This is a genomic window from Escherichia sp. WS338, assembly GCF_046486405.1.
GTDB classification, from domain to species: Bacteria; Pseudomonadota; Gammaproteobacteria; order Enterobacterales; family Enterobacteriaceae; genus Escherichia; species Escherichia coli.
Map to the genome: position 1 here is coordinate 1 of NZ_JBJQLL010000008.1, position 21,777 is coordinate 21,777.

General features: G+C 47.4%; 21 protein-coding genes. 9 read left to right on the forward strand and 12 right to left on the reverse strand.

What is annotated here, in order from left to right; translation table 11 throughout:
• The 3 genes from ACJHWT_RS09265 to gadW all read left to right on the forward strand — a co-directional run.
• Nucleotides 1-463, forward strand: a 463-nt coding sequence (locus ACJHWT_RS09265; protein ID WP_003595201.1) for a pyridoxal-dependent decarboxylase, incomplete at its 5' end; no start/stop codon positions are given.
• A gap of 368 nt (nt 464-831) precedes the next feature.
• A complete protein-coding gene (gene gadX, locus ACJHWT_RS09270) occupies nt 832-1,656 on the forward strand; it encodes an acid resistance transcriptional activator GadX (protein WP_001182739.1) in 825 nt (274 codons plus the stop codon).
• 368 nt (nt 1,657-2,024) lie between these two features.
• A complete protein-coding gene (gene gadW, locus ACJHWT_RS09275; RefSeq protein WP_000150003.1) occupies nt 2,025-2,753 on the forward strand; it encodes an acid resistance transcriptional activator GadW in 729 nt (242 codons plus the stop codon).
• Nucleotides 2,754-3,115: 362 nt separating this feature from the next.
• Here the strand turns inward: gadW and mdtF are convergent, their stop codons facing one another.
• Both mdtF and mdtE read right to left on the reverse strand, forming a co-directional pair.
• Nucleotides 3,116-6,229, reverse strand: a complete 3,114-nt coding sequence (gene mdtF, locus ACJHWT_RS09280; protein ID WP_000024876.1) for a multidrug efflux pump RND permease MdtF — start codon at nt 6,227-6,229, stop codon at nt 3,116-3,118.
• Nucleotides 6,230-6,253: 24 nt separating this feature from the next.
• Nucleotides 6,254-7,363 (reverse strand): multidrug transporter subunit MdtE, encoded by a 1,110-nt coding sequence (gene mdtE, locus ACJHWT_RS09285; protein ID WP_306174501.1) that lies wholly within the window; start codon nt 7,361-7,363, stop codon nt 6,254-6,256.
• Between the two features lie 107 nt (nt 7,364-7,470).
• Between mdtE and ACJHWT_RS09290 the strand changes: the two genes are divergently transcribed.
• Nucleotides 7,471-7,749, forward strand: coding sequence for a hypothetical protein (locus ACJHWT_RS09290; RefSeq protein WP_001205324.1), 279 nt, complete (start codon nt 7,471-7,473; stop codon nt 7,747-7,749).
• Here the strand turns inward: ACJHWT_RS09290 and gadE are convergent, their stop codons facing one another.
• Nucleotides 7,750-8,277, reverse strand: coding sequence for an acid resistance transcriptional activator GadE (gene gadE / locus ACJHWT_RS09295; protein WP_000576690.1), 528 nt, complete (start codon nt 8,275-8,277; stop codon nt 7,750-7,752).
• 798 nt (nt 8,278-9,075) lie between these two features.
• A complete protein-coding gene (gene hdeD / locus ACJHWT_RS09300; RefSeq protein ID WP_000965671.1) occupies nt 9,076-9,648 on the reverse strand; it encodes an acid-resistance protein HdeD in 573 nt (190 codons plus the stop codon).
• Between the two features lie 254 nt (nt 9,649-9,902).
• Between hdeD and hdeA the strand changes: the two genes are divergently transcribed.
• The 3 genes from hdeA (at nt 9,903) to ACJHWT_RS09315 (ending at nt 11,388) form a co-directional block, all read left to right on the forward strand.
• Complete coding sequence (gene hdeA / locus ACJHWT_RS09305; RefSeq protein WP_000756547.1) at nt 9,903-10,235, forward strand: acid-activated periplasmic chaperone HdeA; 333 nt, start codon at nt 9,903-9,905, stop codon at nt 10,233-10,235.
• Nucleotides 10,236-10,350: 115 nt separating this feature from the next.
• Complete coding sequence (hdeB, locus tag ACJHWT_RS09310) at nt 10,351-10,677, forward strand: acid-activated periplasmic chaperone HdeB (protein WP_001298717.1); 327 nt, start codon at nt 10,351-10,353, stop codon at nt 10,675-10,677.
• Between the two features lie 63 nt (nt 10,678-10,740).
• Nucleotides 10,741-11,388 (forward strand): MgtC/SapB family protein, encoded by a 648-nt coding sequence (locus ACJHWT_RS09315; RefSeq protein ID WP_001696281.1) that lies wholly within the window; start codon nt 10,741-10,743, stop codon nt 11,386-11,388.
• Nucleotides 11,389-11,439: 51 nt separating this feature from the next.
• Here ACJHWT_RS09315 and ACJHWT_RS09320 read toward each other — a convergent pair whose 3' ends face one another.
• The 6 genes from ACJHWT_RS09320 to shuT are packed head-to-tail and all read right to left on the reverse strand — an operon-like array spanning nt 11,440 to nt 16,649.
• Entirely contained in the window at nt 11,440-12,210 is a 771-nt protein-coding gene (locus ACJHWT_RS09320) for a heme ABC transporter ATP-binding protein (protein ID WP_000622315.1), read from the reverse strand.
• Entirely contained in the window at nt 12,207-13,199 is a 993-nt protein-coding gene (gene shuU / locus ACJHWT_RS09325; RefSeq protein ID WP_000910402.1) for a heme ABC transporter permease ShuU/ChuU, read from the reverse strand. Before shuU ends, ACJHWT_RS09320 begins: the two co-directional genes overlap by 4 nt.
• A gap of 48 nt (nt 13,200-13,247) precedes the next feature.
• The gene (gene chuY, locus ACJHWT_RS09330; RefSeq protein ID WP_000189365.1) at nt 13,248-13,871 is read right to left on the reverse strand and encodes an anaerobilin reductase; all 624 of its coding nucleotides are present in this window, start codon (nt 13,869-13,871) and stop codon (nt 13,248-13,250) included.
• Entirely contained in the window at nt 13,871-14,365 is a 495-nt protein-coding gene (hutX, locus tag ACJHWT_RS09335) for a heme utilization cystosolic carrier protein HutX (protein ID WP_000020040.1), read from the reverse strand. The genes chuY and hutX overlap by 1 nt, the downstream gene beginning before the upstream one ends.
• 12 nt (nt 14,366-14,377) lie before the next feature.
• A complete protein-coding gene (gene hutW, locus ACJHWT_RS09340; RefSeq protein WP_001095621.1) occupies nt 14,378-15,715 on the reverse strand; it encodes a heme anaerobic degradation radical SAM methyltransferase ChuW/HutW in 1,338 nt (445 codons plus the stop codon).
• A gap of 19 nt (nt 15,716-15,734) precedes the next feature.
• Nucleotides 15,735-16,649 carry a heme ABC transporter substrate-binding protein ShuT gene (gene shuT, locus ACJHWT_RS09345; RefSeq protein WP_001328192.1) on the reverse strand — a complete coding sequence of 305 codons (915 nt, stop codon included), beginning with the start codon at nt 16,647-16,649 and terminating at the stop codon, nt 15,735-15,737.
• A gap of 683 nt (nt 16,650-17,332) precedes the next feature.
• On the opposite strand from shuT, the gene chuA reads away from it, so the two are divergent.
• Nucleotides 17,333-19,315 carry a TonB-dependent heme/hemoglobin receptor ChuA/ShuA gene (gene chuA, locus ACJHWT_RS09350; protein WP_000089581.1) on the forward strand — a complete coding sequence of 661 codons (1,983 nt, stop codon included), beginning with the start codon at nt 17,333-17,335 and terminating at the stop codon, nt 19,313-19,315.
• 48 nt (nt 19,316-19,363) lie between these two features.
• Entirely contained in the window at nt 19,364-20,392 is a 1,029-nt protein-coding gene (gene chuS, locus ACJHWT_RS09355; protein WP_001017179.1) for a hematinate-forming heme oxygenase ChuS, read from the forward strand.
• Nucleotides 20,393-20,452: 60 nt separating this feature from the next.
• Here the strand turns inward: chuS and ACJHWT_RS09360 are convergent, their stop codons facing one another.
• Nucleotides 20,453-20,983, reverse strand: a complete 531-nt coding sequence (locus tag ACJHWT_RS09360; protein ID WP_000478615.1) for a helix-turn-helix transcriptional regulator — start codon at nt 20,981-20,983, stop codon at nt 20,453-20,455.
• A 152-nt stretch (nt 20,984-21,135) separates the two neighbouring features.
• Nucleotides 21,136-21,702, reverse strand: a complete 567-nt coding sequence (slp, locus tag ACJHWT_RS09365; protein WP_001057453.1) for an outer membrane lipoprotein Slp — start codon at nt 21,700-21,702, stop codon at nt 21,136-21,138.
• Nucleotides 21,703-21,777 lie beyond the last annotated feature (75 nt).

Genomic DNA, 21,777 nt, shown 5'->3' on the forward strand with positions numbered 1-21,777 from the left:
CGCCATCAACTTCTCCCGCCCGGCGGGTCAGGTGATTGCACAGTACTATGAATTCCTGCGCCTCGGTCGTGAAGGCTATACCAAAGTACAGAACGCTTCCTACCAGGTTGCCGCTTATCTGGCGGATGAAATCGCCAAACTGGGGCCGTATGAGTTCATCTGTACCGGTCGCCCGGACGAAGGCATCCCGGCGGTTTGCTTCAAACTGAAAGATGGTGAAGATCCAGGATACACCCTCTACGACCTCTCTGAACGTCTGCGTCTGCGCGGCTGGCAGGTTCCGGCCTTCACTCTCGGCGGTGAAGCCACTGACATCGTGGTGATGCGCATTATGTGTCGTCGCGGCTTCGAAATGGACTTTGCTGAACTGTTGCTGGAAGACTACAAAGCCTCCCTGAAATATCTCAGCGACCACCCGAAACTGCAGGGTATTGCCCAGCAGAACAGCTTTAAACATACCTGATAACATAACGTTGTAAAAACCGAATGCCCAACCTTTAAAAAACAGCTGGGCATTCGGTTGCTTATTAATCGCAATAATATATTGGCTGTCTATTCATCGTGTTGATAAGATATATGTTATATGAATGTTTATTAAATGTAGCGATTATATTTAATGTAACGAAAAGGGATTATTTGCTTACTATTAATTTCCCTGCGTTCTTAAACACGTTTTTGTATTATAAATCCAGTCATCCTGCCCGTAGAACATCACACATTATCATCCTGTTCTCCCGCTTCGTTTAAATTTATTTATCAATCAATTTGACTTAAGAGGGCGGCGTGCTACATTAATAAACAGTAATATGTTTATGTAATATTAAGTCAACTATGCAACCACTACATGGTAATTGTCTAATTGCGTACGCAAGACATAAATATATTCTCACCATGGTTAATGGTGAATATCGCTATTTTAATGGCGGTGATCTGGTTTTTGCGGATGCAAGCCAAATTCAAGTGGATAAGTGTGTTGAGAATTTCGTATTAGTTTCAAGAGACACGCTTTCATTATTTCTCCCGATGCTCAAGGAGGAGGCATTAAAACTTCATGCACATAAAAAAGTTCCTTCATTACTCGTTCATCACTGTACCAGAGATATTCCTGTTTTTCAGGAAGTTGCGCAACTGTCGCAGAATAAGAATCTTCGCTATGCAGAAATGCTACGTAAAAGGGCATTAATCTTTGCGTTGTTATCTGTTTTTCTTGAGGATACGCAGTTTATACCGTTACTTCTGAACGTGTTGCAACCGAATATGCGAACACGAGTTTGTACGGTCATCAATAATAATATCGCCCATGAGTGGACATTAGCCCGAATCGCTAGCGAATTGTTGATGAGTCCAAGCCTGTTAAAGAAAAAATTGCGCGAAGAAGGTACGTCATATTCACAGTTGCTTACTGAGTGTAGGATGCAGCGTGCTTTACAACTTATTGTTATATATGGGGTTTCAATTAAGCGAGTTGCAGTATCCTGTGGATATCACAGCGTGTCGTATTTCATTTACGTTTTTCGAAATTATTATGGGATGACGCCCACAGAGTATCAGGAGCGATCGGCGCAGGAATTACCGAACTGTGGCCCGGCGGCAAGTATGGCTGCGCAAGGGAATTTTTACGGCACTGACCGTTCTGCGGAAGGAATAAGATTATAGAGTTTTACTCAGACATAAAAAAAACCCGGCATAGGGGACCGGGAAGAGGATAGTCTGCCGTCTCCAGACTAATAAACCGTTATAACACTCCCTGTTGGCACGGGAAACTTTGTGCTCTCAGTAAGTTAAATATAACTTTTACTGGAAATAAGATCAGCCATTTTTTTATAAACATAAGCTATACGCTGTGCGAAAATATATTCGTGTTGCATTTACTTATTATCAATTAACTGTTATGCAAAACTACTTTGTGGATAAATTTTGGTCCTACCAAATCTGGCAGTTTTTGCGCTAAGAAACAGTCAGGCATCATTTCATTAGTATACTGAAATTGAAATAATCGCAGCAATGAAATATAAGGGATAGTCATGACTCATGTCTGCTCGGTGATCCTCGTTCGTCGTTCATTCGATATTCATCATGAACAGCAAAAAATATCGTTGCATAACGAGAGTATCCTGTTACTGGATAAAAATTTGGCAGACGATTTTGCGTTTTGTTCACCGGATACACGACGACTGGATATCGATGAGCTGACAGTTTGCCATTACTTACAAAATATTCGTCAGATACCACGCAATTTAGGGTTACATAGCAAAGACCGTCTGTTAATTAACCAGTCACCCCCCATGCCGCTGGTGACGGCGATTTTTGATAGTTTCAATGACTCCGGGGTAAATTCGCCGATATTGAGCAAAATGCTCTATCTTTCCTGTTTATCGATGTTTTCTCATAAGAAAGAACTGATCCCCTTACTTTTCAATAGTATCAGTACTGTTTCAGGAAAAGTTGAACGCCTTATTAGCTTTGATATCGCCAAACGTTGGTATCTGCGCGATATTGCGGAAAGAATGTATACCAGCGAGAGTCTCATCAAAAAAAAGTTGCAGGATGAAAATACCTGTTTCAGTAAAATATTACTCGCCTCCAGGATGTCGATGGCCAGACGATTACTCGAGTTACGTCAAATTCCTCTGCATACTATTGCGGAAAAATGTGGCTATAGCAGTACGTCGTACTTTATAAACACATTTCGACAATATTATGGTGTAACGCCACATCAGTTTGCGCAACATTCGCCAGGTACCTTTTCCTGACATATTTTGCATTTGAATATTGGTCAGGATCTCACACCTGCTTCATGTGAAACTCTTCCCTGATGATTTCTGCCGGGCTACCGGCTAGTTCTCTTTCGCAGTTTGCCAGGCGGTATAGGTATTTTCAGGAGGAAAAGACTCGGCATGTTTGGGATTATTAAGCTGACAATTCATACGATTACGGGAATGTGGGTCAGTATTGTGTTGTTTAAATTGATGACGAATGGCTGGAGTGGTTTCTACTTTCAGTGCTGTGTACTAAGCCTGGTATTCCTGACGGTTAGCTGGTTGTTGAGTGGTGAATGGTTAGCAGGAAAGAGTAAGGCTGAACCCTCACGTTCAACCTTACTCTCATTTACACGTTACGCTTTTTTAAAGCGGGCAAAGAGATGTTCCACTACAACGAAAAAGACCGGAACGAAGTAAATTGCCAGCACTGTTGCGGCAAACATCCCGCCCATCACGCCGGTACCTACCGCGTTTTGCGCGCCAGAACCGGCACCATGACTGATAACCAGCGGCAGCACGCCGAGAATAAAGGCCAGAGAGGTCATCAGGATTGGGCGTAAACGCATCCGCGCCGCTTCGATGATTGCCTCTATCGGCGTTTTCCCTTCTTTCTGCATCATCTCAACGGCAAATTCGACAATCAGGATGGCGTTTTTGGCGGAAAGCCCGATGGTGGTCAGCAAACCAACCTGGAAGTAGACGTCATTACTTAAGCCGCGTAGATCGGTGGCCATTAATGCGCCAACGACGCCTAACGGTACAACCAACATCACCGAGAACGGAATTGACCAGCTCTCATAAAGTGCGGCGAGGGCGAGGAACACCACGACCAGTGAAATGGCATACAGCGCGGGAGCCTGATTTGAGGATAACGCTTCCTGATACGACAGTCCGGTCCATGAGTAGCCGACGCCTGCCGGAAGTTTAGCGACCAGGTCTGCCATAAATTTCATGGCGTCACCGGTACTTTTCCCGGCCGCCGCTTCACCTAAAATCTCCATTGACGGGATGCCGTTGTAGCGTTCCAGTCGCGGTGAACCATAGGTCCATTCGGTAGACGAATAGGCAGAAAGCGGTGCCATCGTGCCAGAGGCGTTGCGTACATACCATTGGTTGATGTTATCCGGCAACATACGGAACGGCGTGCCTGCCTGGACATACACTTTTTTCACCCGCCCCTGGTTGAGGAAGTCGTTCACGTAGCTGCTGCCGAAGGCGGTGGAAATTGTCTGGTTGATATCAGACAGCGCCACCCCCATAGCCTCGGCTTTCGCAGCGTTGACGTTCACTTTGAACATCGGCGTATCTTCCAGGCCGTTCGGGCGTACCCCGATGACCTGATTCGGTGATTGCGCTGCCAGTGATAACAGCTCGTTTCGCGCCTGGGTCAGTTTTTCGTGCCCCAGATTGCCGTTGTCCAGCAGTTCCATATCAAAACCTGACGCGGTACCCAGTTCAGCCACCGCGGGTAAGTTGAACGGGAAGACGACGGCTTTATTGATACTGCTTAACGCAATCATTGCCCGCTGAATGATCGCGGTAACCGAGTTTTCCTCACCGACACGTTCAGACCACGGCTTGAGACTGATAAACGCCAGGCCGTTGTTTTGCCCCTGGCCGCTGAAGCCAAAGCCGCCAACGGTAAACACCGACTGAACATTATCTTTCTCTTTAGTCAGATAATAATCCGTCACCTGTTGCAGCACTTTCGTGGTGTTAACCATGGTGGCACCGGAAGGTAACTGCGCGGTGGTCATAAATACCCCCTGATCCTCTTCTGGTAAGAAAGAGGTCGGCGTACGCAGGAACAGCACCGCCATCCCGGCGCAAATCAGCAGGTAGACCACCATGTAGCGACCGGTACAACGCAACAGCGAGCGGGTGCTATCGGTATAGTGCTGAGTTGATTTTTCAAACAGCGTGTTGAAGCGTGCGAACAGGGCGTTAGGTTTGTGACCGCCTTCCGGCGCGGCTTTCAGAATGGTGGCGCACAGGGCAGGGGTCAGGCTCATTGCCACAAATACTGAAAGCAGCATGGAGGAGATCAGCGTGATGGAGAACTGGCGGTAGATCTCCCCGGTTGCACCGCTCATAAAGGCCATCGGCATAAACACTGCGGAAAGAACAACGGCAATCCCGACCAGCGCACGTTGGATCTGCCCCATCGATTTATGCGTCGCTTCCTTCGGCGGTAGCTTATCTTCCGCAATGACACGCTCGACGTTCTCCACCACCACGATGGCGTCATCCACCAGTAACCCTATCGCCAGCACCATCCCGAACATAGTTAACGTGTTGATGGTGAAACCGACCGCCGACAAGATCGCAAACGTCCCGAGAATAACCACCGGTACGGCAATCGTCGGGATGATTGTGGCGCGGAAATTCTGCAAAAACAGATACATGACCAGGAAGACGAGGATGATAGCCTCAACCAGCGTTTTGAAAACTTCCTGAATAGAAATTTTGATAAACGGTGTGGTGTCGTAAGGATAAACCGTCTTCAGGCTTGCAGGGAAATAAGCCGATAAACGGTTCAGTTCCTCTTTGACTGCCCGCGAGGTATCCAGGGCGTTTGCTCCGGCAGCCAGTTTGATGGCGATCCCGGCAGCAGGTTTGCCGTTATAGCGCGCCACGGTGGAATAATCTTCCGCCCCAAGTTCGACGCGGGCGACATCACGCAGCAGCACTTGCGAGCCATCTTGCTGAACTTTCAACAGGATTTTGCCAAATTCTTCCGGCGTTTGCAGACGCGTCTGCACAATGATCGAGGCGTTCAGTTGCTGGTCTGCCGCCTGTGGCATGCCACCCAGTTGACCACCGGAAATCTGGTTGTTTTGCACCTTAATCTGGGAAATAACATCGGAAGGTACCAGGTTATATTTATTGAGTTTTTGCGGGTCCAGCCAGATACGCATGGCGTACTCGGAACCAAAGAGCTGTACGCTACCAACGCCCGCGGTACGGCTTAGCGGGTCTTTGATATTAGACGCTACATAGTCCGCGATATCGTACTGGTTGAGGCTGCCGTTATCAGAAATAAATGCCGCTACCATCAGGATATTACTGCTCGACTTATCGACGCTAATCCCCTGCTGCTGCACCGCTTCAGGTAATGAAGGCATAGCGAGTTGCAGTTTATTTTGCACCTGAACCTGTGCGATATCAGGCGATGTCCCCGTCTCGAAGGTCAGAGTGATGGAGGCATTACCTGCCGCATCGCTGGTTGAAGACATGTACATCAGGCCATCAAGCCCATTCATATTTTGCTCAATCACCTGAGTGACCGAGTCTTCTACCGTTTGCGCATCGGCACCTGGATAGGTAGCGCTGACGGTAATGGTCGGTGGCGCAATCTGCGGATACTGCGCAACCGGTAAGTTCATGATCGCCAGACCGCCTGCAAGCATCATAATAATGGCAAGTACCCAGGCAAAAACCGGGCGATCAATAAAATAGTTAGCCATGAAAGTCCCCTTAAGCCTGCAACGTTATTGTTTCGATTCGGTGCTGGCGTTTTCCTGGCTGGAGGAAATTGCTCGTGCTTTGATACCCGGACGAATGCGTTGCAAACCGGAAACGATCACCCGATCGCCAGCCTGCAAGCCAGAGGTGACAACCCACTGGTCGCCGATGGCTTTGCTGGCTTCGATTTCGCGTAGCTGCACGACATCGTCTTTATCCAGAATGAGCGCCGTTGCTTTACCCTGGGCGTTGTGGGTGACGCCTTCCTGCGGCACCAGTAATACATTCTGGCGGCTACCTTCATCCACTAATGCCGTGACATACATGCCAGGCAGCAAGTCACCATTTGGGTTGGGGAAAATCGCCCGTAACGTCACGGAGCCCGTGGTTTCATCCACCGTCGGGTCGGAGAATTTCAGCGTGCCGGTCTGGCTGTAACGTTTACCATTTTCCAGATTGAGCTGTACTGGCGTACTGCCCTGAACCTGTTTGATTTGCCCACTGGCGACCTCTTCTTTCATGCGCAAGAAATCCTGCACCGACTGTGTGAGATCGACATAAATCGGGTCCAGACGTTGTACGGTAACCAGCGAATCTGCCTGATTAGCGGTAACGAGTGCGCCGACGGTCACCGACGATTTCCCGCTGACGCCCGTAATCGGCGAGGTGACATTCGCGTATTGCAGGTTGATCGTCGCCTGTTCAACAGCCGCTTTGGCGACGGTGACATTGGCTTCTGCTTCATTCAACTGGGTGCGCGCGGTGTCGTAATCCTGACGGCTAACGTAGTTGGTCTTCAGCAACGATGCCTGGCGGTTAAAGGTGATGCGGGCATTGCTGGCGGTAGAGAGCGCTTTCGCCAGCGTGCCTTTGGCGGAGTTCAGCTCGGCCTGTAAAGGTGCAGGATCAATCTGATACAGCGAATCGCCCTGGTTCACTTTATCGCCTTCGATAAAGTTGCGTTTAATGATAATACCGCCCACCTGGGGACGTATCTCGGCAACTTCATAAGGAACGGTTCTACCGGGCAATTCGCTCAACACATTGACCGAACCGGGGGAGAGTGTGACGACACCGACCTCAGGCGTCATGGCTGCGGCGTTTTCCGCCGATTTGTCATCGCAGGCGGTGAGCATCGCGCCGCAGAATAACAACGGTATTAACAGCTTTCTTCTTCTGTTCATTTTAGTCCCTGAAAATTCTTGAGAAATAACGGTTCTTTAAATTGCGCGCGAGGAGAGATATGAGGGATTTACAGACCAGCGGCATAGTGGGGTTGTCAGCCAGTAAGGTGGGATACAGGCACAGTGATCGACATGGTGAGGTCAACGACAAAAAAAATGTTGCCGTTCTGCCAACAGTTCCTGCCAGCATTCGGGCAACGAAGGGTTCTACTGGTGGATACATATACCAGGGGAATAAAGTCGTTTTCGCCTCTCCTTTAGTAATCACCGGGGGTAATGAAATCAGCATCTGCATCCCTCGTCATGCCAGCCATCAATTTCAGTTGCTTATGTCCTGACTAAAAATAAGATGTGATACCCAGGGTGACGATGTCGCTCATACGTCTTAGTTTCAGTTTGTACATAATGTTGAATTTCTGAATCTTTAATGTTTGTTGCGAAATATTGAGCGTCGACGTGATATTGCTTTCATTTTTATTTTTCAGAATCAGTTGCATAATTTTGAACTGATTATGTGAAAAACATAATTGTGAATTCTTATGGGGCAAGTGTTTACCATAAGTAATCTCAAGAAGATTTTTGATACTTTCTTTGCGGCTGACAAAATAAATAGGCGCTTTAGCTTTTAGTTTACTGATGTGATAAGGTGCCAAAACAATAATTCTCTCGGCATCTAATTTCTCCAGAAATTTAATCGCTTCTTCATCAAGGATATGATTGTGATAGGTATCAATGATAACCTTGAAGGGTTTATTGCCTACTTTTTTGATCTCTGACAGGGAATTGATTTTTATCATTTCGTGATTATCTTTCAACTGCCAAAAGCCCTGTAAAAGAAAAGAATCTTTCGTCATGAGAAAAATCATAACTTGCTCCTTAGCCGTTATCGTTTCGAACATGTCATCCTTTTCATTATTTACATCCTTGTCCGAATCGTTGTTCAATATAGTAAACGCCTATAAGAACTTTGCCCTTCGTGAACTAATACGTCTATTAACACTAATCAATACTTCAGATTTATCCATCACGCACTCCATATATTGGTCCTAAGTAAGATTCCTGGTTGTTATCAGTTTGTAACTAGTAAACAAAAGGTTAACTTTTGCGGATTACTGCCCAAGAATAAGTTATCAATAACCAGTTTGTGATCTCTGAAGAATATTACTAAAGTTAAAATGTAATCCGATTTAAATATCGAGTCTCCTTGTTTCGACTTAGGCTGGCAATTGGATTGCCAGCTTTCTTTTAACGCATTGAAATTACCTGATTAAATAACTCATTCATGTCTTCAGGTTTTTATATAGCGTCTGGAGACACGGATATTTATGCAATGTAATCAACGCCAGTTGCAAAAAAATGAACCCGGATTACTTATTTAACCGCCCATAGCATCAACGCTTACGGAACTCTTTGTTCACTTTCCCACAGCACTTTTAAAACATTAAACCTGACCACGGAAAATATCAGCCATGATAATGTTTGAAATGGCTAATTTGCCATGGAACGAAAAAAATCAGATTAAATTCAGTAGGTTGAAATAATCATCAGCAGGCAATTGTTTCAATGATAGTGCGTAATTGAACTGAAACACTGTATAGCTAAGAGAGTATTAACTGGATCATAGTCACTTAATGTGACTATGATCCAGGTGGAAATAGGGATAATTATTGCTTTTTAACGAACAAACTGGCGAAGCTGAACAGACTGGCGGCGCTAAATATCAGTTCAATTCCCACCAGTGTGGAAACCAGCGTTACCGACACCATCGGCGTTGCACCAAGGAATATCCATGCAATGACGATATCCAGCACACCAATAACGAGCTGTAGCCAGCTGCCTTTCATTGAACGCTGACGATACCAACTCATCAGGCGAATAACCCCTGCAACACAGAACAAACCGGCAATAAATGCCGCAATGGCAAAAATGCCCAGCTCCGGTGCGCGGATGAAGAAATAGCCGATCAATAAATAGGCGACTGCGACGAGGAAACCGGATAATACCGGCCAGAAATTATGACTGCGGTTGCTGAATAACCCGACAATAAGCGCAATGCCCGAGCAGATTAATAATGCACCCACTACTGTGCTTAAAATGTCGCCAGAGACGAACGGAAAACTGATACACAGCAACCCGACGATAAACAGCAGCACGGCAATAAACTGGATTGCTCTGCGATGTTTTTTAAGCATCTCCAGATCAAACTTCAAAATTGTTGCCTTATCTATATATAACATAGAACCACCCTATAAAATTAAGAAGAAAATCCCCTGCTATCAATCTATGCCAAAAACGCGTCTAAGAATGCAGTCGATTTAATAAAAATTTCCTAATTACAGTATCTGATGCATCTGTAACTCATTGTATTGAAATAAAAATATCTGATTTTGATATTTTCCATCAACATGACATATACAGAAAACCAGGTTATAACCTCAGTGTCGAAATTGATTCGTGACGGCTCTTTCACTTTATAGTTGAGGATATTACGATGAAAAAAGTATTAGGCGTTATTCTTGGTGGTCTGCTTCTTCTGCCAGTTGTGAGCAATGCAGCGGATGCGCAAAAAGCAGCTGATAACAAAAAACCGGTCAACTCCTGGACCTGTGAAGATTTCCTGGCTGTGGACGAATCCTTCCAGCCAACTGCAGTTGGTTTTGCTGAAGCGCTGAACAACAAAGATAAACCAGAAGATGCGGTTTTAGATGTTCAGGGTATTGCAACCGTAACCCCAGCTATCGTTCAGGCTTGTACTCAGGATAAAAAAGCCAACTTTAAAGATAAAGTTAAAGGCGAATGGGACAAAATTAAGAAAGATATGTAATTCCGGGAATGCGTTACATCGTACTTCCTTGCATATTGAACAGGCCGGAATATCTTCTTTAAAAGCAGCTATTCCTCCTGTTCATATATAATCTCTATATTGAATGGGTTACAAAATGAATATTTCATCTCTCCGTAAAGCGTTTATTTTTATGGGCGCTGTAGCGGCTTTGTCACTGGTGAACGCACAATCTGCGCTGGCAGCCAATGAATCCGCTAAAGATATGACCTGCCAGGAATTTATTGATCTGAATCCAAAAGCAATGACACCGGTTGCATGGTGGATGCTGCATGAAGAAACAGTATATAAAGGTGGCGATACTGTTACTTTAAATGAAACCGATCTCACTCAAATTCCTAAAGTGATCGAATACTGCAAGAAAAACCCGCAGAAAAATTTGTATACCTTCAAAAATCAAGCATCTAATGACTTGCCGAATTAATGAGGTACAAGTAAAAAGGAGTAGCAAGTTGAGCCATCTTGCTGCTCCTTTTTGCATTTTTATATGACAGCAGAATTTATTATACGTCTTATACTCGCAGCAATTGCCTGTGGCGCTATTGGCATGGAAAGGCAAATGCGCGGCAAAGGAGCAGGGTTACGCACACATGTATTAATTGGCATGGGAAGCGCCCTGTTTATGATTGTTTCGAAATATGGTTTTGCTGACGTGCTGTCTTTAGGTCACGTCGGACTGGATCCCAGCCGTATTGCTGCTCAGGTTGTGACGGGCGTCGGGTTTATCGGTGCAGGTAACATTCTCGTTCGTAACCAAAATATTGTAGGTCTGACGACGGCAGCGGATATCTGGGTGACCGCCGCCATTGGTATGGTTATTGGCAGCGGTATGTACGAACTGGGTATTTATGGTTCAGTGATGACCTTGCTGGTGCTGGAAGTCTTCCATCAATTAACCTTCCGCCTGATGAACAAAAATTACCATTTACAGCTGACATTAGTGAACGGTAATACGGTATCAATGCTCGACTGGTTTAAGCAGCAAAAAATAAAAACGGATTTAGTTTCGTTGCAGGAAAATGAAGATCATGAAGTGGTCGCCATTGATATCCAGCTTCATGCCACGACGTCGATAGAAGATCTGTTGCGATTATTAAAAGGTATGGCAGGGGTGAAAGGCGTTTCAATTAGCTAATCTGTATAGTTATTTATTCGCAGGAGTACCAGTGCGGTACTCCTGTTGGTTTTAATGATCGAGGACGATCAGTGGTGAATGGTTGGCAGGATCTTTAAGTACGGTAATATCCGCGCCGTAAAGCATGGTCAGCGCCTGCTGTGTCAATACGTCCTGTGGTTTACCATTTGCGATAACCTTTCCTTTTTGCATTAATACAATACGGTCTGCATAACGCGCGGCAAGATTTAGATCGTGCAATACGCAGCAAACATTGAACTGCCGTTCGTGAACTAACTGGCGTAATAAACGGAACAAGTGCTGCTGATGGTGAATATCCAGCGCCGAAGTTGGTTCATCAAGAAATAACCATTTCGGTGAGGGAGTTGGTTCCCAGAGTTGCACCAGCAGGCGCGCTAATTGTACGCGCTGTTGTTCACCACCGGATAATTGCCGATAGTCGCGGTTTGCTAACGCCTGACAGTCACATAACGCCATTATTTGTGCTGTTTCATTATCCTGATTACCAGTGCGATGCGGATGCCGCCCCATCTGGATAACTTCTTGTACGCTGAATGGAAACGCCATGTGGCTATTTTGACGCATCACGGCCCGGTGTTTCGCCAGTTCAGTAATCGACCATTCATTTAATGGCTTATTAAACAACCGACATTCGCCGCTATCAGGTTGAAGATAGCCGGTTAACTGGCGAAGCAGCGTAGATTTTCCCGCACCATTAGGGCCGAGAATGGCAACAATTTCCCCACCGGGAAAAGTCAGCGAGACATTATCAGTCAGACGCCGCCCCTGAAGGCTATAAACCAGATTCTGGGCGCTGATCATGTGATCCTCCGGTTGCGCAGAATCAACCACATAAAATAAGGACCACCAAGCAGGCTGGTTAATAATCCCACGGGCATTTCTGCTGGCTGTACCAGCGTGCGGGCAAGCGTGTCTGCCATCAGCAATAAACAGGCTCCGGCGAGGGCGGAGCAAGGGATTAGCCAGCGGTGATTTGCTCCGGTAGTCATGCGAATCAGATGCGGGATCACCAGGCCAATAAAGCCGATAATGCCGCTTACCGATACGGCGGCACCAACGAGCAGTGAGCTCACTAACAGTAATTGCTGGCGTTTACGCTTAACGTTCACGCCGAGGTAATGGGCTTCTTCATCACCGAGCTGCAGTAAATTCAGCGTTCCGGCGAGACAAGTTGTTGCGATAATGGCCGGTAGGATGAATGAACTGGCAACCAATAACGTCGGCCATTGCGCCTGTCCAAGATTGCCCATCATCCACAATGTGAGTTGTCGTAGCTGCTGCTCATCGCCGATATAGCTCAGGATGCCGATCGCTGCGCCGCACAGGGCATTGATGGCGATACCGGCGAGTAATAATTGCATCATGCTGCCATCGCGATGGCGCTGCGTGATGAGAAAAATGATGGTGCAGACCACTAAACTTCCGGCAATGGCAAACACCATTTGCTCATAGAGCACCAGCACCACTGGGAAGGAGAAGGGCAGCACAATAGCAACGCCAACCATTAATGCAGAACCGCTACTGACGCCAAGTAATCCAGGGTCAGCCATTGGGTTGCGAAAAAGCCCCTGCATAATTACCCCTGCGGTTGCCAACGCTGCACCTACCAGCACCGCCAGCAAAACCCGTGGTAGACGAATATTGAGCCAGATATCGCGGTATTCCTCATCAAAAAGGGCATCAAAACTGATCTTTAACGCTCCCTGACTGGCACCGAACAGCACCAGAGCTAGCAATAATAGTGATAGCCCCATAAAGACCCTGGCGGAAGAGAGTGAATCCTTGAGCACGCAAAACTCCGTTACGACATTACGGCGCGGACATGCCGCGCCGGGGTATCACGCCGGTTTCAGGTCCGGTTCAATCAGACTGTAGACCTGCTGGTTAAGTGCTGGCGCATTTGCCAGTTCATGGATATGTGCGGCGACATCGGCACGGTGAACAAAACCATGACACTCCTGATTTTGTATCCGTTGTGCTTTGCCCGTTGCCGCCCCATCTAGCAGACCGCCAGGGCGGAGAATGGCGTAATCAAGCTGGCTGGTTTGCAACCAGCTTTCCGCCAGCGTTTTTTCCCGTACCGCCTGACCAAACGCAGCCTTTGCTCGCTCCGATAAAAATGGCCAGCTATCGCCGCATCCCAAAGAGGTCACCAGAATCATGCGACTGATGCCGGCCTTTTCGGCCTCATCAATCACTGTTCTGTGCGCCAGATAATCCTGAGCTCCGCCCATTGTTGAGATGATAAGCGCATCCGGGCCAGCTGCGCGGCAAGCATCCGCGACTACGCTGGCATCACAGGCGTCGCCTGTAAAAACCTGTACGCCTTGTTGCGCCAGTTTCGTGGCGGCATCGGCATGACGAACGACAGCAACGACCGGACGTTGCTCTGCCAGCGCCAGTTCAAGCGTTCTGGCACCCACACCTTTTCCGCCTGCGCCAAAGAGTAGCCACGGCGTCATCAGGCGTGTTCCTTTAACGATGCTGCCAGAGCATGGAAGGCGCTGACTTGTTCGCTCAGGAGCTGACGATGGTCATCCCTGCCGAGGAAGATTTTCAGCATGGCGCTGCCTTCCTTATTGAAAAAGAGAATAGAGGCGGTGTCCATGCCCATAAATTTACGTTCGATCAAGGCAATATGTGTGCAGTTTTCTGCTTTGATATGCCCGGACATGCCGTGCTTTCCGCGTAGGTTGAAATAGCCGTGGCGGTGGAAACCCGAAGGCAGTTCGCCGCTAAATTCGAGGATTACATCGGCAGTATGTACTAACGTGGTGACGTTGCCCCATTCGCAGACGGTATCCCAGACAGTATCGAATTTATCGCCTGACACTATGGTAGAGGAGGGCAGATTTTTCACTACTTCCAGCAGTGTGGTGTTGTATTGTTCGGCTACCACCTCCAGCGTACCGTCCGGCTCCGTTTTCAAAAATTCTTGTAACGAGACATGGCTCATAAATCACTCCTGTTATGGTTTTTCACGCACAATCGCTGGCGCATTAAGTACCTGAATTAGTTCATTAAGAGACTGCAAAATATTGCTTGCCCAGAAACGACCTTCATTAGTCAGCCGCAGGCAAGTTGAAGCATCGCGACTTAAGCCTTTTTGGTGCCATTGAGCCAGTAACGGCGCGAGTTTTTCGGCATGTGGTGTAAGTTCATCCAGCGGTACGCGCGCTGTTTCAACACCTGACTGCAAGGTATGACGCCATTGCGCATTACGTTCGGCGTTACGCATGATCATCATCAGCGGTTTTTTGCCTGCCGCGACGGATTCATGCCAGGTCTGAAGATTGCGTTCGTTCATCCAGGAGTAACCATTAATCGAACCGCCGGCTCCGGAACCAAAGGCCAGACAATCGGCACCTTGTTTAATCAGCAGGTTATAGAGATTGCGTTCGCGTGTGGTACGGCCCCAGTGGCTGTTACTGATGCAGCGCCAACCGGCATCGTCCATAAAATCACACCCTTGCAGGTAAAGATCGCGACGTTCTGCCGGAGAGGGCACGGTAGTACGCCCATTTTCCACGGCTTTGCCCAGCGGTGTATTGGGCAGGACATTGAGCGCATAGAGATCGACGCCGTCGAGACCGATATCGCGGGCAATAGCCAGATCTTCTCCCCAGGTTTGCGCATCCTGACCCGGCAGACCAAACAGCAGGTCACAGACCACCGCGGCACGGTCGCGTTTGACCAGGCTTTCCATAAACGCAATAGCGGTTGGGCCATCCGAGGTGCGGGCCATTTTCTTGCGGATTTTGCTGTTAAACGACTGAATACCAATTGAGAAGCGGTTTGCTCCAGCATCAAGGCAAGCATCGATTCGCTCAGCGTCAAAATTCAGTACCCGGCCTTCAATAGTGATTTCACAATCAGGGGCCAGTGGCAGCTTTTCTCGTAATGTGGTGATGATTCTGGCCAAATCGTGTGCTGAAAGCGCGGAAGGCGTACCGCCACCGAAATAGACCGCGTGGATGGGGGCAGACTGATGCAATACGCTGTCTGCTTCCATTTCTATTTCACGAATCAGGGCGTCGGTATAATGAGCACACGCATCGTCATTAAAACGGTTCTGATAAAAACCACAAAACGTGCAGTGTGTCGCACAAAAAGGAATGTGTAGGTAAACCAGTCGCTTACGTGGTGATACCGTTTGATTGATCATCTCTTGCCAGGTCTGTGCCAGTTGCTCTTTGGCAACCGGAATGGCCCCACGAAACGGCATCATGGCGCGCCTGTCTTTAAAGGGCTGATCACCGTCTAAAGCAAAATGTGGCGTGAGATCCAGGGTGTTATTTGTGTTCATTCGTCTGATTTAAATCCATTTATTGCGGCCAAAGCTGCTGGTGTAAAGACTCAACGACATCAGCAATACGCGGACCCATTCCCAGAATCAGGTTTTGATCAACGGTGATAATGCGCTGGTTTTTCCATGCGGCAGTGTGGGTAATTCCGGCAATAGAACGTAGCCGGTTAATATCGCCATCGACCATTTGTGAGGTGACGACAATCACTTCTGGATTAGCCGCAATCAGTGATTCTGCACTGTAGCTTTTGTACTGCTGGTGGGTAGCGACGTTTTCTGCTCCGGCAAGCGAAAGAATGGCGTCCGCGACGCTGCCTTTACCGGCAACCTGTGGCGCACTTCCGCCTGCGGAGAGAATAAACATGGCTTTAACCGGGGCTTTTTTGGCCGCCACGTTTTGCTGTACTCGCTCCAGGCGTTGGTTGATCTGTGTCACCAGCGCCTCGCCTTGTTCAGGAACCTGTAACGTTTTTGCCAGTTGGCGAATGTTGGCGTACATCTGCTCAAGGGTGGCTGGTACACGCGGCAGAGTGACGACGTTGACTTTTTGCGCCCGCAGTTGGTCGAGCACAATTTGCGGTCCAGCATCCTGCCAGGTAATTACGCTATCCGGGCGAAGTGACAAAATGCCTTCGCTGCTGAGTTGTTTCCAGTAGCCAATATGCGGCAGTTTGGCGGTTTCTGGTGGATAAGAAGTCGTTTCATCGACACCAACCACGCGTTCGCCAGCGCCCATCGCGTAGATTAGCTCCGTCAGCGATCCTCCTGCGACCACGATACGTTCGGCAGCCGTTACGCTAAAAGCCCAGCTAAGAGCCAGTACTGCCGTAAACAATTTTTTTCGTTTTACCGCGGTCTTCGCGGCAGAGGCCACGGCTGAAATACATAACGTCAGTGGGGAAAAAAGAAACGGCCTGGTGATGATCCTTGGCATAATATGAGAACTCTTATCAAATTGAGAATGATCATGATTATCATTTGAGTTATATATGAAATACAACCGTCGATTCAATACGCACGGCGTTACAAGCGTATTTATTTTTGATTTTTATCAAGATGCTTCGTCAGCTAACGTTCTTGTTACCGACTAAATTTCAGCGCGGGAAAAAGCTGAGAACCCAGAGATATCGCGGCTTGCAGAGCAAAGAGAAGAGAAAATTATCACTGTTAACGACAAAGTTTAGTGATGAGGTTATGGGGGAATAACCATAAAAACAAAGTGGTTTCCAGGGCGCAGGATAAGTTTCATAACCCCCTGTTTATTGTGTTAATGGCGGTTAAAAAAAAGCTTGATCATAAAAAATTGATCGATAATAATTCTCATTATCACGTTTGCATTTAACAAAATACGGCCATATGGATAACAAAGCCATATCATTTACAAGGGGTAACGCACAGCGCTCTTCACTCCTGATGGGGCATATCGGTTTGCCTGACAAAGAGGGCGTGCTTTTGCGTATTTGCCGAGATACCAGGCAATTTCATGGGATATAAACGCCTGTAAACTCACCCGGCGAATATTATCGCTCTGAATTTTAAATAAATTTATTTTTCGCCAGCCACCCCGGTATTAACCCAGGCAGCCAGCATTTTTTATTTTCCTCATGGAGAATCGCTATGTCACGTCCGCAATTTACCTCGTTGCGTTTGAGTTTGTTGGCTTTGGCTGTTTCTGCCACCTTGCCAACGTTTGCTTTTGCTACTGAAACCATGACCGTTACGGCAACGGGGAATGCCCGTAGTTCCTTCGAAGCGCCTATGATGGTCAGCGTCATCGACACTTCCGCTCCTGAAAATCAAACGGCTACTTCAGCCACCGATCTGCTGCGTCATGTTCCTGGAATTACTCTTGATGGTACCGGACGAACCAACGGTCAGGATGTAAATATGCGTGGCTATGATCATCGCGGCGTGCTGGTTCTTGTCGATGGTGTTCGCCAGGGAACGGATACCGGACACCTGAATGGCACTTTTCTCGATCCGGCGCTGATCAAGCGTGTTGAGATTGTTCGCGGACCTTCAGCATTACTGTATGGCAGTGGCGCGCTGGGTGGAGTGATCTCCTACGATACGGTCGATGCAAAAGATTTATTGCAGGAAGGACAAAGCAGTGGTTTTCGTGTCTTTGGTACTGGCGGCACGGGGGACCATAGCCTGGGATTAGGCGCGAGCGCGTTTGGGCGAACTGAAAATCTGGATGGTATTGTGGCCTGGTCCAGTCGCGATCGGGGTGATTTACGCCAGAGCAATGGTGAAACCGCGCCGAATGACGAGTCCATTAATAACATGCTGGCGAAAGGGACCTGGCAAATTGATTCAGCCCAGTCTCTGAGCGGTTTAGTGCGTTACTACAACAACGACGCGCGTGAACCAAAAAATCCGCAGGCCGTTGAGGCTTCTGAAAGCAGCAACCCGATGGTTGATCGTTCAACAATTCAACGCGATGCGCAGCTTTCTTATAAACTCGCCCCGCAGGGCAACGACTGGTTAAATGCAGATGCAAAAATTTACTGGTCGGAAGTCCGTATTAATGCGCAAAACACGGGGAGTTCAGGCGAGTATCGTGAACAGATAACAAAAGGAGCAAGGCTGGAGAACCGTTCCACTCTATTTGCCGACAGTTTCGCTTCTCACTTACTGACATATGGCGGTGAGTATTATCGTCAGGAACAACATCCGGGTGGCGCGACGACGGGCTTCCCGCAAGCAAAAATCGATTTTAGCTCTGGCTGGCTACAAGATGAGATCACCTTACGCGATCTGCCGATTACCCTGCTTGGCGGAACCCGCTATGACAGTTATCGCGGTAGCAGCGACGGCTACAAAGATGTTGATGCCGACAAATGGTCATCTCGTGCGGGGATGACTATCAACCCGACCAACTGGCTGATGTTATTTGGCTCATATGCCCAGGCATTCCGCGCCCCGACGATGGGCGAAATGTATAACGATTCTAAGCACTTCTCGATTGGTCGCTTCTATACCAACTATTGGGTGCCAAACCCGAACTTACGTCCGGAAACTAACGAAACTCAGGAGTACGGTTTTGGGCTGCGTTTTGATGACCTGATGTTGTCCAATGATGCCCTGGAATTTAAAGCCAGCTACTTTGATACCAAAGCGAAGGATTACATCTCCACGACCGTCGATTTCGCGGCGGCGACGACTATGTCGTATAACGTCCCGAACGCCAAAATCTGGGGCTGGGATGTGATGACGAAATATACCACTGATCTGTTTAGCCTTGATGTGGCCTATAACCGAACCCGCGGCAAAGACACCGATACCGGCGAATATATCTCCAGTATTAACCCGGATACCGTTACCAGCACCCTGAATATTCCGATCGCTCACAGTGGCTTCTCTGTTGGGTGGGTTGGTACGTTTGCCGATCGCTCAACACATATCAGCAGCAGTTACAGCAAACAACCAGGCTATGGCGTGAATGATTTCTACGTCAGTTATCAAGGACAACAGGCGCTCAAAGGTATGACCACTACTTTGGTGTTGGGTAACGCTTTCGACAAAGAGTACTGGTCGCCACAAGGCATCCCACAGGATGGTCGTAATGGAAAAATTTTCGTGAGTTATCAATGGTAATCATCTGCCCCGATATTTCGGGGCATTTATCTGGAAGGAAGAGAGACAATGAACCACTACACACGCTGGCTTGAGTTAAAAGAACAAAATCCCGGAAAGTACGCGCGTGACATCGCAGGTTTAATGAATATTAGCGAAGCAGAACTGGCATTTGCGCGCGTCACGCACGATGCGTGGCGGATGTGCGGCGATATCCGTGACATTCTGGCGGCGCTCGAAAGTGTTGGCGAGACCAAATGTATTTGTCGTAATGAATATGCAGTCCATGAGCAAGTTGGTGCGTTCACAAACCAGCATTTGAACGGACATGCCGGATTGATCCTCAATCCACGCGCGCTGGATTTGCGTCTGTTTCTCAATCAATGGGCCAGTGTTTTTCACATTAAAGAAAATACGACTCGTGGCGAACGCCAGAGTATTCAGTTCTTTGATCATCAGGGCGATGCATTACTAAAAGTTTATGCCACCGACAATACCGATATGGCGGCATGGAGTGAGCTTCTGGCACGGTTTATCGCCGATGAGAATATGCCGCTTGAGTTAAAAGCCGTTGATGCGCCAGTTGTTCAAACGCGAGCCGATGCCAGTGTGGTCGAGCAAGAGTGGCGGGCGATGACCGACGTTCATCAGTTTTTTACGTTGCTCAAGCGCCACAACCTGACGCGCCAACAGGCGTTCAATCTGGTGGCAGATGATTTGGCCTGCAAAGTATCCAACAGTGCGTTGGCGCAAATTCTTGAATCTGCACAGCAGGATGGCAATGAAATCATGGTGTTTGTTGGCAACCGTGGCTGCGTACAGATTTTCACTGGTGTGGTAGAAAAAGTGGTGCCAATGAAAGGTTGGCTGAATATTTTCAACCCGACGTTTACTCTTCATCTATTAGAAGAGAGCATTGCTGAAGCCTGGGTTACCCGTAAACCGACCAGCGATGGCTACGTAACCAGTCTGGAATTGTTTGCCCATGATGGTACGCAGATAGCGCAACTTTATGGTCAACGTACAGAAGGCGAACAGGAGCAAGCGCAATGGCGTAAGCAAATTGCTTCGCTGATACCGGAAGTCGTTACTGCATAACGTATAATTAACGGGAGGTCTGGCTATTTATTGCTGGGCCTCTTTATATTAATCAATCGATCACACCAAATAATCAATATGCTGATGGCGTACCAACTCATTGATCCGCTTAAGATTGAGGATCATCATGATATTGTGTTTATGGCAGTAGAACGTTTTTAGCGATATTTTCAGTTTCTCCAGAATATCTTCCGTTGTCATTTGATTCGCAATGCAGCTCAGAACCTGATGCTGCTTGCGCGAAAGGGACACATCCGCTTCAGGCACAGAGCAGTAACTGCCATTGATGAGTGCGACAAAGTCGATGATGGTGATAGTTCGCGGAACAAAGGTCACCGGTACTTTCCCCAGGCAGCGTTTAATATTAAAGGGAGAGAAAATAATCACATGGACAGGTTTTAATCGTTCAATCTGAGTGAGCAAATTAGAATGAAATACATTATTCATTAATGTATCAATAATGACGAAGGCATGCTGATGCAACATTACGTCGATCTCTTCTTCGTTCTGTATATGAACGACATTACCTTTACTCAGAATGTTTTTCATCGCAGTGAAGAACATCGTATCCCTGGTAATTATAAGAAACATAACCGACTCCTGGTGCGGACATTAACTTTATAATCAGTTTGCCAAAGGTAATTAACAGGACAGGGCTTATAATAATAGTTAGCTGGCTGTGTATTAATTTGATGTAATGCATGATGCAGATGCTGAGAAAGCATCTGCATCTCTCGGTGGTGTTATTTGACCAGCTCAGGTGTTACCTGACTCACCGCATTGGTGTAGTAAGGCGCGCCCCACCCCGGTTCCGGCCAGAATGCACCATAGCCGTAATCCCACAGGTTATAGGTGGTATTAACCACTTCTCTCAAATGCCACACCTGGATGCCCTGCATATTCACTTCCAGGAAGTTATACGGGACTTTATTGATAAAGCCAGGTTGTTCACCCTGAATGGTACCGAGGATGGTAACAAAGTGATTACGATAGTTCACTGGATCAAGGAAGCCGCTTTGTCTGGCGAGCAGTCGGCCCTGATAGTTGGCTTCAATATCAGGCTTCGCATAGCTATCCAACGGTAATACAGCGATTTCTAACAACGTATCCGTTTTGCCATTGATAACGTTGATAACCTTCCCACCAAAGCGCGCTTGTTGACCAACATATAACCCCGGCTGGTTATGAACAGCAACAAAACTTTTTTGAATATCAGGTTGGTTATTGCCTTTGATATTTTGCGGAATTGAACTACATGCGGCAAGCAAAAATGAAAGGCTGAGGATGAGTGCACCTTTTGTCATGTTCATGTTACTATCCTTATCAACAAATATTAAAACCATAATAGATATTTCTTTATAGTTTTCATCTGATTCTGAGGCGAT